This window comes from Clostridium polynesiense (genome assembly GCF_000820705.1).
Lineage (GTDB): Bacteria > Bacillota > Clostridia > Clostridiales > Clostridiaceae > Clostridium_AA > Clostridium_AA polynesiense.
The window spans coordinates 1-14,556 of record NZ_CCXI01000047.1; the positions used below are offsets into that span (position 1 = coordinate 1).

Genomic DNA, 14,556 nt, shown 5'->3' on the forward strand with positions numbered 1-14,556 from the left:
CCTGTAAGACAGGAGTTGGGTGGTATTTCTTTAGGAAGCAGAATCGAACGAAACTAAAACTCATTATACTCAAGGAATGCTTCATAATACTAACAAGGATGAAGACTTTGCCATAGAAGGAAGAGGGTTTTTACGGTTTTAAGAGGAAATAATACTTATTACACAAGAGATGGACATTTCCACGTCAATGCTGAAGGCTACTTAGTAAATGATTCAGGGGATAGGGTTTTGGGTAGGAATTCCCCAGGAGGCAATATAGAGCCTATTCATGTGGGAAATGGAACTATAAAATCTGACAGCAATAATAATATTTTTGTAAATGGCAGATTGAGCTACAGCTTCAATACTGCAGACTTTCAGGATTATAACAGTTTAAGAAAAATAGGAGATAATCTTTATCAAGGGGAAAATCCTGTTAATGCTAATGTTAATGTGAAGCAGGGCTTTATTGAAAAGTCTAACGTGAATGTAGTAAATGAAATGATCAATATGATGACTGTAATGAGGCATTTTGAGACTAATCAAAAGATGGTGCAGATTATTGATGAAACACTAAATAAAGCTGCTAATGAAGTAGGTAGTGTAAGATAATTGGAGGGATTAATTTGAGAATTCTTTGGAATGGAAAAAGTGCTATGATAGCAAATCAGGAAAAGCTGGACTCAATATCTAACAACCTATCAAATGTTAACACTACCGGTTATAAAAAGGTTAATGTTAGTTTTAGAGATCTCATGAGTGAAACTTTAAACAGAACCGGATATCCTACAAATTCACAGGAGGCCTTTACAGGTACAGGAGTAAGAACCTCTCCTTGGATTAGGGATAATACCCAGGGGATTATTCAGGAAACAGGACTTAAAACTGATATAGCTATAGATGGAGAAGGGCTTTTTAGAGTTGTTAAAGCTGATGGGAGCTTTGCTTATACAAGAGATGGAAGTTTCAAAATAGACAGTGCAGGAAAGATAGTAGATGCCAAAGGTAATATACTATCAATAGATTTTAAAGGAGGACACAACTACAATAATACTAAGTTTTCTCCTGATAATCTATCTATTGATAAATCCGGTGAAATATTTATAAAAGAAGGAAGCACCTTTACTAATGTGGCTTCTATACCTTTATATAATTCTATTGGACAGAATTCTCTTATTTCAGCAGGAGACAGCCTTTACGTACCTGCAGTCAATGTGGAGATGTTTAGAAGCAATAACGCTGATTTTCTCCAGGGCTATTTAGAGGGATCCAATGTAGACATGGCTGAAGAATTTACGGATATGATAATAACTCAAAGGGCTTTCGAATTAGGGTCTAGGAGTGTAAAAACCGCCGATGAAATGTGGGGTATGATTAATAACTTAAGATCAAGATAAATATAATGTCAGGTTCACCGGATGAACCTGACATTATTAATTTCCCTTTTAGTGGTTTATTTTAATCTAATTGAGAATATACATTAGTGAACAAAATAAAAGGGGGAGTTAATTTGGGAATAGGTTATACCTTAGGATGTTTAGTGAGCATCATGCTTTGGAATTTTCAAAGGCAGAAAGTATTTAAGTTAACAGATAATTATTGCTGCCGATTTATTAGAATTAAGGCTGCAAGATATGTAGTTTACCTTTTGATTATTCTAACTGCGGTAGGGTTAACAGCTAAATATGGTAACGGAGAAATTGTAAATTTTATTACTGCATTCCTGGTCATTGATATCAGTACCAGCGAAAGGGAAAATATAAACATTAAGGATGTTAAGTTCCATAAAACCATTTCTATTGTATGTAAGAGCCTTGTATGCGGATTCTGTGCACCATTATTTTATATATTGATATTTGGAAACTATTTTGCTGTTCTTTACTTCATGTTATATAATTTATGCTGTTGTTCTGAGTATGAGATATTTGAAATTGTACTTAACATTTTAACTATTATTCCCGCTTTCATAGTTCAGGTAATATTATATTTAATATATATTTTCACCTCAAAAAAATACACTATGGATTTCAAAGGAGACTACATTGTTAACTCATTAAAAAAGCCTCTGTTGAATATTGAAATAATGGCTGCTTATATAGAGGCTGTAGGATTTTATTATCATATTTATGAAAATGATACCAGCTATATAAAAATTTATGGAGAAGAAAAATCTAAAGTAGAAGAAATTCAGGTGAAGCACTACCTGGGAGTGATATATATTGCTGCCTTCTTTATGTTTTTGGGATTCATGTCTGTATATTTAATTTAAAAAGTGACAAGTGATTTCATCACTTGTCACTTGTCACGTGCCTGGCACCGTGAATTTTTTGTTAATTTTTTTTGGCTATTGTAATCTCTGTGGTAAGGGGAGGTATAACCTGTTTCTTTCTAGAAACTACCCCGGGTAAGAAGGCGGTATCCTCTTCTATTGTAACGTTGAAGGCTTTTTCTATGATATCCTTTTTTGGTCCCACTGCATAGATTTGTGAGCCTTCATTTAATATATCAGTAAGCATTAAAACTACAAGTTTTAAATCTACATCTCTAGATTTCTTTTCCATAAATTCCAGCATTTCGTCCTTAATGGGCATGAAACCCTCTTTATCCATGGTATATACCTGAGCCACACCTATTTTTATGCCCTCTACATTAAAGGTTTTAAAGTCTTGATGGAAAATCTGCTCTACGGTTTTTCCTTTTAAAGATGTACCAGCCTTAAACATTTGCTGCGCAAATTCTTCCTTATTAATATCTGCTATTTCGCACAATCTTTTTAAGATATGACTATCTTTTGGAGTTGTGGTTGGAGACTTAAGCAGGAGAGTATCAGATATTATCGCTGCAGCCATAAGACCTGCAGCCTGCCTGGATGGTCTTATTCCATTTTCAAAGAAGCAGGAAGCTACAATGGTAGAGGTACTTCCTACAGGCTCGTTTCTGAAATAAATAGGAGTGTTAGTCTGAATATCTGCAACTCTGTGATGATCTATAATCTCTAGTATTTCAGCATCTTCAAGGCCTGGAACTGATTGGCTCCTTTCATTATGGTCCACCTGGATAACTTTCTTTTTATGATTAGATATCAGATGATATCTGGAAATCATTCCTATAACTCTATTTGCATCGTCAATGACTGGATAGCTTCTGTATCTAGTTTCAACCATTATATCTTTAATATCTTCTACTAAATCCTCTATAGAAAAGAATATAAGGTTATTATCTGCCATAACATAAGAAACAGGAACACTCTGTACTATAAGCCTTGCAGCTGTGAAGGAATCATGAGGAGTTGAAATTATGGTAACTCCGTTTTTGGAAGCTCTTTCCTTCATTTCTTCTGTAACGCACTGAGAGCAGGTGGTTATCATAAGTGACACCTTTTTATCTATGAGCACATTTTGAGCTTCCTCTCTGTCACCTACAATGACTATATCTCCACTCTCTACCATTGAACTTAAGCTCGTAGGTTCCATGGCAGCAACAAGTATCTTTCCTGTAAACCTGGGGTTATCTCCATGTACATAAACTGGATCAGCGGAAAGAGTTTCTATAATGTTTTCAAGGGTTGTATTGCTTTTAGATAAAATAGTATTATCCCATATATCCATATAATTAGTGGTAAGGCTGGACACTGAAAGTAAACCCATCAAATGTTCATTTTCATCAACAACCGGAAGGGTTTTAAGATTATTGGTTTTCATTATGTTCCAAGCCATTTTTAAAGATATTTCAGGAGCTATGGGATGAATTTTATCAATATTAAGGTCTCCTACCTGAAGTTTCACTGTTTCCAAGATAGGGGGCTTATTAACTCCAAAATACTCTAATATAAACTGGGTTTCTTGATTTATTTCACCTAATCTTACAGCTACTGCAGGTATAGAGCTGGTTTTGTTCTTAAATTCTGCATATGCCACAGCTGCACAGATGGAGTCAGAATCTGGATTTCTGTGGCCGGTTACGTATATGAGGTCTTTCAACTACATTTCCTCCTTCGATTTAACAATATTAGTATATGAATATAATTTTACTTGTTAAAGTGTGAAATGTAAACTAATTTAAGTTTATGCAGAATTTACTCATAATGATTAAAGAGTGTTTCATATATTACTATAGAAGCTTTGAGTAATAAAAAAGGAGTGAACTTAATGATACAAGAGAAGGAGTTGGTTAGGGGACTAAGCAGTGTTGAAGCGAATAGAAGGATTAATACCTATGGCAGCAATACTATTATTAATAAAAAAAAGATATCACCATTTATAATTTTTTTATCGCAATTTAATGATTTCATTGTATGGGTTTTAGTGGCAGCTACCATTATTTCAGGACTTATGGGTGATATATCAGATTCTATAACAATACTGATAATTATATTTATAAATGCTGTGCTAGGATTTATTCAGGAATTTAAAACTGAAAAATCTCTTGAGGCACTGCAAAATCTTGCTGCTCCCACCTGCAAGGTTATAAGGGATGATAAAATACAGGTAATAAATGCTGAGCAGGTTACTATTGGGGATCTAATTTTACTGGAGGCAGGAGACAGGATACCTGCAGATGCAGTATTAATCGAAGCAAGCAGTGTACTGGTGGATGAATCCCTGCTTACCGGAGAATCTATAGGAGTTAACAAGAGTACTTCCAATAAAGAAAATTATGTATATATGGGAACAACTATTTTAAAAGGTAAAGGTAAGGGAAAGGTTACTCAAATAGGCATGAAAACGGAAATGGGAAAAATTGCAGATCTGCTTCAGTCTATAGAAAGCGAAAAATCTCCTTTAAAGATAAAATTAGAGTCTCTTGGAAAGATAATGGTAATAGTGTGTATTATAATCTGTGCTATAGTTACGATTTTAGGAATTATGAGAGGACAACCTATTGGAGATATGTTCCTGCTTGGAGTAAGTCTGGCTGTTGCAGCTATTCCGGAAGGTCTCCCTGCAATTGTTACTGTAGCATTAGCTTTAGGGGTTTCAAGAATGCTGAAAAGAAATGCTTTGGTAAGAAAACTTCCGGCTGTGGAAACTTTAGGCTGCACATCCGTTATATGCAGTGATAAAACCGGAACTTTAACGGAAAATAAAATGACTGTAAAGGCTCTTTATTTTGAAAACAAAATATATAATCTGGATAAAGAAAAAAATGAAGGCAGCCTTCCTTTAAAAAAAGCTTTTACCTTTTGCAATGATTGTAATTATAACTTAAATGAAAAGAATATGGACAAGGCTCTTCAGGGAGATCCTACTGAGACAGCATTGATTAAATGCTTTTTCAAAGACACAGTATCATTAAAAAGCTTTTTAGAAAAAGGAACAAGAGTTTATGATATACCATTTGATTCTAACAGAAAAATGATGTCTGTAGTCATTAAAGAAGGAAATAACGAAAGCTGTTATGTTAAAGGTGCTCCTGAAAAGATTATAAACAAATGCAGCTTTGTATTAGAGAAAGGCTTAATACAGCCTCTTACTCCATCAAAGAAAAGAGAAATACTAAGCAGCATAGATATAATGTCTTCAAATGCATTAAGATGTATAAGCGCCGCCTATAAAGAAAAGGGGATTATTTACAATTCCTTAATGGAAAAGGAATTGATATATTTAGGTACCGCAGGAATTATAGATCCTCCAAGAAAAGAAGTTAAAGATGCAGTGCTTCAGTGCAGAATGGCAGGAATAATTCCAGTTATGATAACCGGAGATCATAAAAACACCGCCTTTGCTATAGCTAAGGATCTTGATATATGCAGCAGTCAGGAAGAAGTTATAACTGGTGATGAGCTTGAAGCTATAAGTGATAAGGATTTAGCAGAAAGGGTAAAAAAAATCAAGGTATTTGCAAGGGTTAATCCCAATCATAAGCTGAGGATAGTGAGAGCCATTAAAAACAATGGAAAGATAGTTGCAATGACGGGAGACGGTGTAAATGATGCACCTGCCATAAAAGAAGCTGATATTGGAGTAGCTATGGGGATATCCGGCACTGATGTAACCAAAGAAGCTTCATCAATGATTCTCTTAGATGACAATTTCACAAGCATAGTTTCTGCAGTAGAAGAGGGAAGAGTAATATATGATAATATACGAAAATTCATAAGATATCTTCTATCCTGCAATTTAGGAGAAGTCCTTACAATGTTTTTAGCATCACTCTTTTATCTGGAAAACCCCCTGAGTCCAATTCAAATATTATTTGTTAATCTTGCTACGGATGGATTACCGGCAATGGCCTTAGGAGTGGACCCTCCGGATATAGATATAATGGCTCAAAAGCCAAGAGGTAAAAAGGAAGGAATATTTGCCCGAGGACTTAGTGAAAAGATAATAATAAGAGGTATGCTTATAGGAATATGTACTCTTCTTGCTTTTATAATGGGTAAATTATACGGATATCCATTAAAGCTATGCAGGACAATGGCTTTGGGAACGCTGGTTTTGTCTCAGCTCTTCCATGTCTTTGAATGCAGATCCGAAAGACATTCTATCTTTGAAATAAAAATATTTACAAACTTATACCTTTTAGCAGCGGTGACAGTTTCAGTATCAATGCTGATTTCAATCATATATATTCCCTGGCTGAAGAATATTTTTAATACAATGTCTTTGAATATAAGTCAGTGGTTAATCGTTTTATTCTTCTCAGGTATAATAGCTTTCATAAACAGCCTATACTTATGGATTAAGGCCAAATAATAATGAGTGGAGTATATAACTCCACTCATTTATTTCATACGCTGAACTTTTTGAACCCTTTTAACCTGAGGACCATCAGTAGGAACTAAATCTTTACGAGTAGTAAGATTTTTTATGTTCATTATTTCAATAATCTCTCGGCTTTCTTTAGATTTTTTACCTTTTTTGCCCTTAAGTCCCTGAACTATCACTAAGTTACCTTGATTAATATTTATAAAACCAGGTTTTTTAAACCATTTATTCTTTTTGTAAACGCATTTAATTACATTCTTGCTTCTTTCTGGTCTAACTAGTAACACAGCAGTGATTTTGTGAAATATCCAAAGTATAGTTTTTTCCTCAACTTTAACAGAAACAACATTTCCCTGTACCTGAGCAAGTCGGTCACCATATTTCTTTATATAAGATTCCGTATAGTACTGAGCTAATTTTTCTTTAAATCCCATTTTTATGACTCCTTTACCTATTAATAATAACAATGACGCCGAATAATAAAACCAGTCATTTAAATCTGAATGGCTAAAAGTATTATAACATAATATACCATGCTATTAAATACTTTGTTTTTATATTGTACAGTAATTATTATATTCTATAATCATAGTTTTTAACAAATATTTTACTATAAATAAAATTTATAAAATTCTAAATACTGCCTTACCTTTCCAGAGGAATTGTGTTATTATTATAACAGAATATATTGAAAATTAAGGTGAAATTATGTGTTTAGCATTTCCGTTAAAAATAGTAAGCATAGATGGTAAACAAGCTGTTGCAGAATTAAAAGGAGTACAGAAAACCATTAGAATAGACTTTATTAAGGATATAAGAATAGATGACTATGTACTTGTACATGCTGGATTCGCCATAGAAAAGATTGATAAAAATATATCAATTGAAACTTGGGGATTATTGAAAGAAATGGATAATGTGTAAAATGAGGGGATTTAGTATGCTGTCTGACTTAAAAAAAATAATATATCTTATAGAACAAAATCTATCAAAGATAGAAAAGCCAAATATAATGGAAGTCTGCGGTACTCATACTATGGCGTTATCTAAAACAGGAATTCGGGATTTATTTAAGAACAAGATAAATTTTATTTCAGGTCCTGGATGTCCTGTGTGTGTTACCCATGAAAAGTATATTGATTATATATATGAACTATCTCTTTATAAAGATGTTATTATAGCTACATATGGTGACATGATTAGAGTTCCTGGCACTCATCCTGATAAGTCTCTTGAAAAGAGCAGGGCTTTGGGAGGAAATATAAAAATAGTATATTCTTCTATGGATGCTCTTAAGCTGGCTTTAGAAAATAAAAATAAATGTATAGTTTTTTTAGCTATAGGATTTGAAACCACAGCTCCTTCTTCGGCTGTGGTTATTCGTGAGGCTTGTAAAAGAAAAATAGAAAATTTCAAAATCCTTTCCATGCATAGAAGGATAAAACCTATAATGACACAGCTGTTAAGTGAAAAGGACATAAATATTCACAGTTTTTTGTGCCCTGGACATGTAGCTGCTGTAATAGGTGAAAGAGGTTTTAAATTTTTGGAATATTATGATAAACCCGGAGTGATAGCGGGATTTGAAAGAGAAGAACTCCTATATTCAATATTTAAAATAACTGAAAAATTAAAAAATAAAGACTATAGCTTGGAAAACTGCTATAAGAGCATAGTAAGACCGGAAGGCAATACGGAAGCCGTTAAAGCTATAAATGAAACTTTTACTGCTGCAACCGACTGCTGGAGGGGAATAGGAGAGGTAAGGGATGGAGCATTAAAGTTAAAAGAGGAATTTAGAGAGTTTGACATAGAGCATTATTATCCGATGAAAAGTTTTGAAGATAAATCTAATGAAAACTTATGTGCCTGCGGAGAAATTTTAAAAGGGAAATTATCTCCTCTACAGTGTCCGTTATTTCGAAAGAAATGTAACCCTTTAAATCCTATAGGTCCGTGTATGGTTTCTCAGGAAGGAAGCTGTGCCGCTTATTACAGATATTGTTACTAACCGAAGGAAGTGAATGTATGGATGAATTTATAACATTATCTCATGGAAACGGAGGGGTAAAAACCTCTAAATTAATTAAAGAAATGTTTTTGAGTAAATTAGGGAACTGCTATCTTAATTCCTTAGAGGATGGGGCTGCTCTGAATGTTAGTAATAGGATTGCCTTTACAACTGACAGCTATGTGATTTCTCCTTATTTCTTTAAAGGCGGAGACATAGGAAAGCTTTCTGTATGCGGCACTGTAAATGATTTAATAATGTGTGGCAGTATACCTAAATACTTAACCTTATCCCTTATACTTGAAGAAAGTTTTAGTATGTCAGAGCTGGAGAAAATAATAAATTCAATTGCAGAAACTGCGGAATATTCCGGCGTAAAGATAGTTACAGGAGATACTAAGGTAGTGGATAAGGGGCATGGACATGGCATATATATAAACACCGCGGGAATAGGAGAATTAATTTCAGGAGTTTCTTTAAACACAGAAAATATTGAAGAAGGAGATGCTGTAATATGCACCGGGAATATAGGCGATCATGGAGTTTCTATACTTTGTTCCCGAGAAGGATTATTAGAATTTAATTTATCTTCCGACTGTACTCCTCTAATTGAACTTATACCTGTGATTATTAAATTTAAAGAAGATATAAAAGCCTTAAGGGATCCTACCAGAGGAGGGGTGGCGACGGTTTTAAATGAATTTGCAGAAAATAGTGACTGTTCCATTGAAATAAATGAGGAATCTCTTCCTTTAGATGAAAAGGTGAAGTTTGCCTGTGAAATGCTGGGGCTTGATCCTCTTTATTCAGCTAACGAGGGTAAGGCTCTTATGGTAGTAAAAAAAGCTGCCGCAGAAAAGATTCTTGAAGAACTGAGAAAATATCCTGTTTTTTTTAATTCAAAAATAATAGGTGAGGCTATAAAAGAGGATAAAGCTAAGGTTTTATTAAAGAGCGAACTGGGAGGAAGAAGGATAATTGATAAACTAAGTTATGACATTTTGCCCCGTATATGCTGAAAATAAATATTTATAAGGAGGCTTTATATGCATGAATATCAATGTACAGAGATTACCAAAGATGAACTGATTCCAATAGTTAAAAAGATGTATAAAGAAAAGAGAAGATTGGTAATCATGAATGGTTATATCGATAAAGAAGGAAATAATGTAGTACTTTATCATTTTGACGTGGAAGGAAGTATTAAGTCCTATTCTGTTAGAGGCTTCAGCATCATTCCAAGCATTACAGAAATTTATGGAGGATCTGCTCAATGGTGTGAGGAGGAAATATGTGAGTTTATGCCTATAGACTTTCAAGGGTTAAATAAGTCTGGCAGACTGTTTTTACCTGAAGAGTTTGATGGCTCAGGACAGATACTTGTTTTACCTTTGTCAGAATTAAAAAAATATAAAGAAGCTGAAACAAGCGGTAAGGAGAAATAATATGGGATACACAATACCTATCGGACCCTATCATCCATCTTTAGAAGAGCCTGTCCATGTTAAGCTTTATACAGAGGGCGAGCTTATAACTGATGCTGATGTTTTCATAGGATATAACCACAGGGGGATAGAAAAATTAGCATCTGAAAGAAATTATATACAAACGATTACCCTGGTGGAAAGAGTATGCGGTATATGCTCTCACTCTCACACCCTAGCATACTGTTTGGCGTTAGAAAAGATTGCTGATATGAAGGTTCCTAAAAGAGCTTCATATATCAGAGTTATATTCTGTGAACTTGAGAGACTTCATTCACACTTTTTATGGCTGGGTCTTGCTGCTCATATAATCGGTTTTGATTCTGCTTTCATGTATAGCTTTGCAGCCAGAGAAAAAGTAATGGATACTTTAGAAATGCTCAGCGGTAATAGGGTGAATTATGCAATGAATATTGTTGGAGGATGCAGAAGAGATATTTCTAAAGATCAGTTTGACAGACTGATAAAGATGCTTCAGGAGCTGGAAGAACCTTATGAAAAGATATTATATATATTTTCAAATGATAAGACATTGGAATTGAGAACAAAAGGAGTAGGTAAGCTGTCTTAGGAAGATGCCTGGCAGTATGGTGCCTGCAGTCCTCACGGAAGAGCATCAGGAATGAAGGATGATACAAGGAAGATAGATCCTTACTGCTGCTATGAGGATTTTGATTTTAATGCCGTTGTTACCCAAGAAGGGGACGTTTTTTCCAGAGCTGTGGTAAGACTTTTAGAAATTCAGGAGAGTATTAAAATTATTAAGCAAGCAGCTGAAAATATACCTGAAGAGGGAATAAATCTTGGATTTAAAATTCCTAAAATACCCTCAGGAGAGTATTTAAGCAGAATAGAGGCACCAAGAGGAGAAGTAAGCTATTTGGTTATATCTGATGGGGGCCCTAATAACTGGAGGGTGAATATACATGTTCCCACCTTTAAAAATGCAGCTACAGTACCCATTATGCTGAAAGGAAATTCAATAGCAGATGCAGGTTTGATCGTTGCAAGTATAGACCCATGCTTTTCTTGTTTGGACAGGTAGTGTTATGCATGAGCTTTCAGTAACGGAGAATATTATAAAAATATGTACAGAAGAAGCGGTAAAGCATAAGGTGACAGCGGTGAAATGTATAAATCTGCAGATAGGAGAGCTTTCTGGGCTGATTCCAAAATGCATTCAGTATTATTTTGACATAGCAAGTAAAGGAACGCCTATAGAAGGGGCTTTGCTGAATGTAGAAAAAATCCCGGTTGAAATAAACTGTGTCTGCTGCGGATATGAAGGAAGGCTTATAAAAGATAAATATAACTGTCCTCAATGTGGAAGCTATGATGTGAAGATAATTAGAGGAAGAGAATTTCTTATAAAAAGCATGGAGGTAGATTGATATGGAAATAAAGGTTGTAAGGCAGATTTTAGAATGGAATCAAAATTGTCATGATGAACTTCAGGAAGAGCTAAATAAAAAGAAGGTTGTAATGATAAATATAATGGGGTCTCCCGGAGCGGGTAAGACTACATTTATATTATCTTTAATTAATAAGCTAAAAGAGATTGGCATTAATTCTGCAGTTATAGAAGGTGATGTTGCAGGACAGATAGATGCTGAAACTATAGCTTCGCAGGGAATCCCTGTGGTCCAGTTAAATACTGACGGTGCCTGCCATATAGAAGCAATGTCTATTAAAAATATTTTACCTGAATTTAATCTTGAGGACATACAGGTAATAATAGTTGAAAACATAGGTAACTTAGTGTGTCCTGCAGAATTTGATATAGGTGAGCACTTGAAGGTTGCTCTTCTAAGCGTGCCTGAAGGTGATGATAAGGTAAATAAATATCCTTTGATGTTTATGAGGTCTAATGCACTGGTTATTACAAAATACGATATGAAGGATTATTTTGATTATAATGAAAAGCGGATAATGGATGAGGCAAAGGCTGTAAATAAGGATATAAGAATATTTAAGGCTGATTCAAGAAAAGGCACGGGGGTACAGGATTTTGTTGCCTGGCTTAGACCACTTTTTAATAAATGATATTGGAGGAATGATTATGAAAAAGCTGTACAGTATATTAGCTACGGCGTTATTTTGCATGCTTTTTTGGGTGATATTTGTGCTTCAGGATATTAATCTTCTTAAATTAGATTATCAAGAGGCAGTAGCTGGTGTTTTAGTATCATTTTTAGTAGCAGCTTTCACTCACAAATTTTTTATAAGAGAGGATCCCTTCTGGCTTTTAAACTTTAAAAGACTGGGGAGTTTAATTATGTTTATTCCTGTGTACGCATGGGAACTCTTAAAGGCTAACTGGGATGTGGCTAAGAGAGCTATTTCTCCTAAAATGAATATTAATCCGGGAATCGTGAAAATTGAAACAGAAATTAAATCCGATTACGGCTTAGCTATGCTGGCAAACTGTATAACCCTTACTCCTGGAACTATAACTATGGACATAGTAGAGGAGGATGAGAAAAACTACATGTATATTCACTGGATTGATGTTTCTGCCAGAGATATTAAACAAGCATCTGAAATAATAAAAGGTACCTTTGAACCTTGGGTTAGGAGGATATTTAAATAATGGATATGAGTACTGACTTTGTTGTACTTTCAGTAGTGCTATTATTACTTTCGTTATCTTTAGTATATAGAGTTTATAAAGGACCTCATGTAATTGATAGGGTGGCTGCAGCGGATTCTATCGATGTTATAGTAGGGCTTATAATGGTTATATTCGGCTGTTATGAAGGACGTGCGCTATATATTGATTTAGGTTTAATCGTCACACTCCTTGGCTTCATTGGAACTATTCTAATTTCAAGATATCTGGAGGGCAAAATGTGATGATAACAAGAATTATAATAGATTTATTATTTGCAGTGGGAGTATTTTTTATATTAGCAGGTGTCATTGGAATGCTGAGGATGCCGGATACCTTCTGCAGGCTTCAGTCTTCAACTAATATAGTTACCATGGGAAGTCTTCCCATATTAATAGGATGTGCTGTTTATGGTTTTTATATAGGAAACTCTTCTATTGCAGTTAAATCCATGATTATAGCAGTTTTTATATTGCTTACTAATCCTGCTGCGTCTCATGCGATGACAAAGGCAGCTTACAGGAGCGGTGCAAGAGATGTGAATAACAGTGAGTATCACTGCGAAGAAGGGGAGGAAAATAATGGGTAATATGTCCTTATTAAATTCTTTAATAGTAGCAGGGATTATAATTGCTGGTTTTCTTACAGTTATTATAGATGATATTCTTCCCTGTATTATAGCTTCTTCAGTGGTTGGTACACTTATAGCTCTGGAGTTTCTTTTGCTGAGGGCACCAGACGTAGCAATAGCTGAGGGTGCTGTGGGAGCGATACTTACTCCGGTAATTTTTTTAATAACCCTTCATAAGATAAAGGGGAATAAAAAGGAGGAGGAGGAAAAATGAAAAAAGCTGTTTCTGCATTCTGCATAACTATGATAACTTGTTTTTTTTATGTATACAGCTTTTAAAATGAGCTCTTTAAGCGATAGCTTTCAAGGTATAGCTTCCATAATTACTAAGGAAACTGTAGAAAAAACAGGAGCTATTAACTCCGTGACAGCTATAGTGTTTGATTTTAGAGGTTATGATACATTGGGTGAGTCTTTTGTACTCTTTACAGCAGTAAGTGGTACTGCGGTGATACTTAGAAAAAATAAAAGAAACAGGGAGGAATTAATTAATGAAAAAAAGGAAATTTAAGAATTCCATAATTACCTCCTGTGCTGATATAGTTCTGCCAATATCCCTGGTTCTTGGAGCGTATATAATCCTCCATGGTCATTTAAGCCCGGGAGGAGGGTTTCAGGGAGGGGTTTTAATAGCGGGAGCTATAGCTGTGTTTTATACAGCATATGGAAGAAAAGGTATTACAAAGGTATTTAATAGTGAAAAAATGAAGCTGTCAGAGGATATTGGAGCCTTAGCCTTTGTGTTAACTGCAACTTTAGGGATAATATATGGTGCAAGCTTTTTTGGCAATGTTTTATATAAAGGGACTCCTGGTAAGCTTTGGAGCTCAGGTACGATATTTTTTATGAATTTTGCTGTAGGTTATAAGGTGTTAGCCGGGATAGGGTTTTTAATACTAGCTATGCTAGGAACTTTAAAAGAGGACAGTGAGGAATGAGGTGGGTAAATGGTAATTAATTATATTGGCTCATTTTTGTTGATGATATTCGGTCTCTACATTATGATTTTTAAGAAAAATATGATAAAGATTGTAATCGGTATGGGGCTTTTAGACAGTGGAATAAATTTACTTCTTATTTCTATAGGATACAGATCAGGAGGAACTGCACCTATATTTATGTCAGATTTAAAGGCT

19 protein-coding genes and 2 pseudogenes are annotated in these 14,556 nt (G+C 34.6%); 19 read left to right on the top strand and 2 right to left on the bottom strand.

The window, feature by feature from the left end:
- Positions 1–141: 141 nt before the first annotated feature.
- The 4 genes and pseudogenes from flgG to TA89_RS04635 all read left to right on the top strand — a co-directional run.
- Positions 142–252, top strand: a pseudogene (gene flgG, locus TA89_RS19255) (flagellar basal body rod protein FlgG); the annotation flags it as partial.
- 18 nt (positions 253–270) lie between these two features.
- Positions 271–591: a flagellar basal body rod C-terminal domain-containing protein gene (locus TA89_RS19345; protein ID WP_479723472.1), complete on the top strand. Its 321-nt coding sequence runs from the start codon at positions 271–273 to the stop codon at positions 589–591.
- A gap of 14 nt (positions 592–605) precedes the next feature.
- On the top strand, positions 606–1,376 hold the full coding sequence (locus tag TA89_RS04630) for a flagellar basal-body rod protein FlgG (protein WP_278246209.1): 771 nt from the start codon (positions 606–608) through the stop codon (positions 1,374–1,376).
- A gap of 113 nt (positions 1,377–1,489) precedes the next feature.
- Positions 1,490–2,248 carry a hypothetical protein gene (locus tag TA89_RS04635; RefSeq protein ID WP_040211276.1) on the top strand — a complete coding sequence of 253 codons (759 nt, stop codon included), beginning with the start codon at positions 1,490–1,492 and terminating at the stop codon, positions 2,246–2,248.
- 61 nt (positions 2,249–2,309) lie between these two features.
- On the opposite strand, the gene TA89_RS04640 is transcribed toward TA89_RS04635, so the two are convergent.
- Positions 2,310–3,959 (bottom strand): putative manganese-dependent inorganic diphosphatase, encoded by a 1,650-nt coding sequence (locus TA89_RS04640; RefSeq protein ID WP_040211278.1) that lies wholly within the window; start codon positions 3,957–3,959, stop codon positions 2,310–2,312.
- A 168-nt stretch (positions 3,960–4,127) separates the two neighbouring features.
- On the opposite strand from TA89_RS04640, the gene TA89_RS04645 reads away from it, so the two are divergent.
- Positions 4,128–6,674 carry a calcium-translocating P-type ATPase, PMCA-type gene (locus TA89_RS04645; RefSeq protein WP_040211280.1) on the top strand — a complete coding sequence of 849 codons (2,547 nt, stop codon included), beginning with the start codon at positions 4,128–4,130 and terminating at the stop codon, positions 6,672–6,674.
- Positions 6,675–6,703: 29 nt separating this feature from the next.
- Here TA89_RS04645 and TA89_RS04650 read toward each other — a convergent pair whose 3' ends face one another.
- Positions 6,704–7,120: a hypothetical protein gene (locus TA89_RS04650; RefSeq protein WP_040211282.1), complete on the bottom strand. Its 417-nt coding sequence runs from the start codon at positions 7,118–7,120 to the stop codon at positions 6,704–6,706.
- A 274-nt stretch (positions 7,121–7,394) separates the two neighbouring features.
- Between TA89_RS04650 and TA89_RS04655 the strand changes: the two genes are divergently transcribed.
- The 14 genes and pseudogenes from TA89_RS04655 to TA89_RS04720 all read left to right on the top strand — a co-directional run.
- Positions 7,395–7,610, top strand: a complete 216-nt coding sequence (locus TA89_RS04655; RefSeq protein ID WP_040211283.1) for a HypC/HybG/HupF family hydrogenase formation chaperone — start codon at positions 7,395–7,397, stop codon at positions 7,608–7,610.
- A 16-nt stretch (positions 7,611–7,626) separates the two neighbouring features.
- Positions 7,627–8,697 (top strand): hydrogenase formation protein HypD, encoded by a 1,071-nt coding sequence (hypD, locus tag TA89_RS04660; protein ID WP_242850079.1) that lies wholly within the window; start codon positions 7,627–7,629, stop codon positions 8,695–8,697.
- A 17-nt stretch (positions 8,698–8,714) separates the two neighbouring features.
- Positions 8,715–9,716: a hydrogenase expression/formation protein HypE gene (gene hypE / locus TA89_RS04665; protein ID WP_040211286.1), complete on the top strand. Its 1,002-nt coding sequence runs from the start codon at positions 8,715–8,717 to the stop codon at positions 9,714–9,716.
- Between the two features lie 27 nt (positions 9,717–9,743).
- The gene (locus TA89_RS04670; RefSeq protein WP_040211288.1) at positions 9,744–10,142 is read left to right on the top strand and encodes an NADH-quinone oxidoreductase subunit C; all 399 of its coding nucleotides are present in this window, start codon (positions 9,744–9,746) and stop codon (positions 10,140–10,142) included.
- A 1-nt stretch (position 10,143) separates the two neighbouring features.
- Positions 10,144–11,226: pseudogene (locus TA89_RS04675) on the top strand (hydrogenase large subunit).
- 4 nt (positions 11,227–11,230) lie between these two features.
- Positions 11,231–11,572: a hydrogenase maturation nickel metallochaperone HypA gene (gene hypA / locus TA89_RS04680; RefSeq protein ID WP_040211290.1), complete on the top strand. Its 342-nt coding sequence runs from the start codon at positions 11,231–11,233 to the stop codon at positions 11,570–11,572.
- A 1-nt stretch (position 11,573) separates the two neighbouring features.
- Positions 11,574–12,224: a hydrogenase nickel incorporation protein HypB gene (gene hypB, locus TA89_RS04685; protein ID WP_040211293.1), complete on the top strand. Its 651-nt coding sequence runs from the start codon at positions 11,574–11,576 to the stop codon at positions 12,222–12,224.
- Positions 12,225–12,240: 16 nt separating this feature from the next.
- Positions 12,241–12,771: a Na+/H+ antiporter subunit E gene (locus tag TA89_RS04690; protein WP_040211294.1), complete on the top strand. Its 531-nt coding sequence runs from the start codon at positions 12,241–12,243 to the stop codon at positions 12,769–12,771.
- Entirely contained in the window at positions 12,771–13,034 is a 264-nt protein-coding gene (locus TA89_RS04695) for an MrpF/PhaF family protein (protein WP_040211296.1), read from the top strand. The genes TA89_RS04690 and TA89_RS04695 overlap by 1 nt, the downstream gene beginning before the upstream one ends.
- On the top strand, positions 13,034–13,378 hold the full coding sequence (mnhG, locus tag TA89_RS04700) for a monovalent cation/H(+) antiporter subunit G (protein WP_052447327.1): 345 nt from the start codon (positions 13,034–13,036) through the stop codon (positions 13,376–13,378). The genes TA89_RS04695 and mnhG overlap by 1 nt, the downstream gene beginning before the upstream one ends.
- Positions 13,371–13,634, top strand: a complete 264-nt coding sequence (locus tag TA89_RS04705; RefSeq protein WP_040211297.1) for a hydrogenase subunit MbhD domain-containing protein — start codon at positions 13,371–13,373, stop codon at positions 13,632–13,634. Before mnhG ends, TA89_RS04705 begins: the two co-directional genes overlap by 8 nt.
- Positions 13,635–13,682: 48 nt before the next feature.
- The gene (mbhE, locus tag TA89_RS04710) at positions 13,683–13,931 is read left to right on the top strand and encodes a hydrogen gas-evolving membrane-bound hydrogenase subunit E (protein WP_040211298.1); all 249 of its coding nucleotides are present in this window, start codon (positions 13,683–13,685) and stop codon (positions 13,929–13,931) included.
- On the top strand, positions 13,912–14,358 hold the full coding sequence (locus tag TA89_RS04715; protein ID WP_040211299.1) for an MnhB domain-containing protein: 447 nt from the start codon (positions 13,912–13,914) through the stop codon (positions 14,356–14,358). Before mbhE ends, TA89_RS04715 begins: the two co-directional genes overlap by 20 nt.
- Positions 14,359–14,367: 9 nt before the next feature.
- A partial coding sequence (locus tag TA89_RS04720; RefSeq protein ID WP_040211301.1) for an NADH-quinone oxidoreductase subunit K occupies positions 14,368–14,556 on the top strand: 189 nt, incomplete at its 3' end.

Bases quoted from the DNA above. Each gene is read 5' to 3' on its own strand.
- TA89_RS04650 (WP_040211282.1), bottom strand. From the start codon at position 7,120: ATGGGATTTAAAGAAAAATTAGCTCAGTACTATACGGAATCTTATATA.
- TA89_RS04645 (WP_040211280.1), top strand. From the start codon at position 4,128: ATGATACAAGAGAAGGAGTTGGTTAGGGGACTAAGCAGTGTTGAAGCG.
- TA89_RS04715 (WP_040211299.1), top strand. From the start codon at position 13,912: ATGAAAAAAAGGAAATTTAAGAATTCCATAATTACCTCCTGTGCTGAT.
- TA89_RS04705 (WP_040211297.1), top strand. From the start codon at position 13,371: ATGGGTAATATGTCCTTATTAAATTCTTTAATAGTAGCAGGGATTATA.
- hypA (WP_040211290.1), top strand. From the start codon at position 11,231: ATGCATGAGCTTTCAGTAACGGAGAATATTATAAAAATATGTACAGAA.
- TA89_RS04695 (WP_040211296.1), top strand. From the start codon at position 12,771: ATGGATATGAGTACTGACTTTGTTGTACTTTCAGTAGTGCTATTATTA.
- TA89_RS04670 (WP_040211288.1), top strand. From the start codon at position 9,744: ATGCATGAATATCAATGTACAGAGATTACCAAAGATGAACTGATTCCA.
- hypD (WP_242850079.1), top strand. From the start codon at position 7,627: ATGCTGTCTGACTTAAAAAAAATAATATATCTTATAGAACAAAATCTA.
- hypB (WP_040211293.1), top strand. From the start codon at position 11,574: ATGGAAATAAAGGTTGTAAGGCAGATTTTAGAATGGAATCAAAATTGT.
- TA89_RS04655 (WP_040211283.1), top strand. From the start codon at position 7,395: ATGTGTTTAGCATTTCCGTTAAAAATAGTAAGCATAGATGGTAAACAA.
- TA89_RS04690 (WP_040211294.1), top strand. From the start codon at position 12,241: ATGAAAAAGCTGTACAGTATATTAGCTACGGCGTTATTTTGCATGCTT.
- mnhG (WP_052447327.1), top strand. From the start codon at position 13,034: ATGATAACAAGAATTATAATAGATTTATTATTTGCAGTGGGAGTATTT.
- hypE (WP_040211286.1), top strand. From the start codon at position 8,715: ATGGATGAATTTATAACATTATCTCATGGAAACGGAGGGGTAAAAACC.
- mbhE (WP_040211298.1), top strand. From the start codon at position 13,683: ATGTATACAGCTTTTAAAATGAGCTCTTTAAGCGATAGCTTTCAAGGT.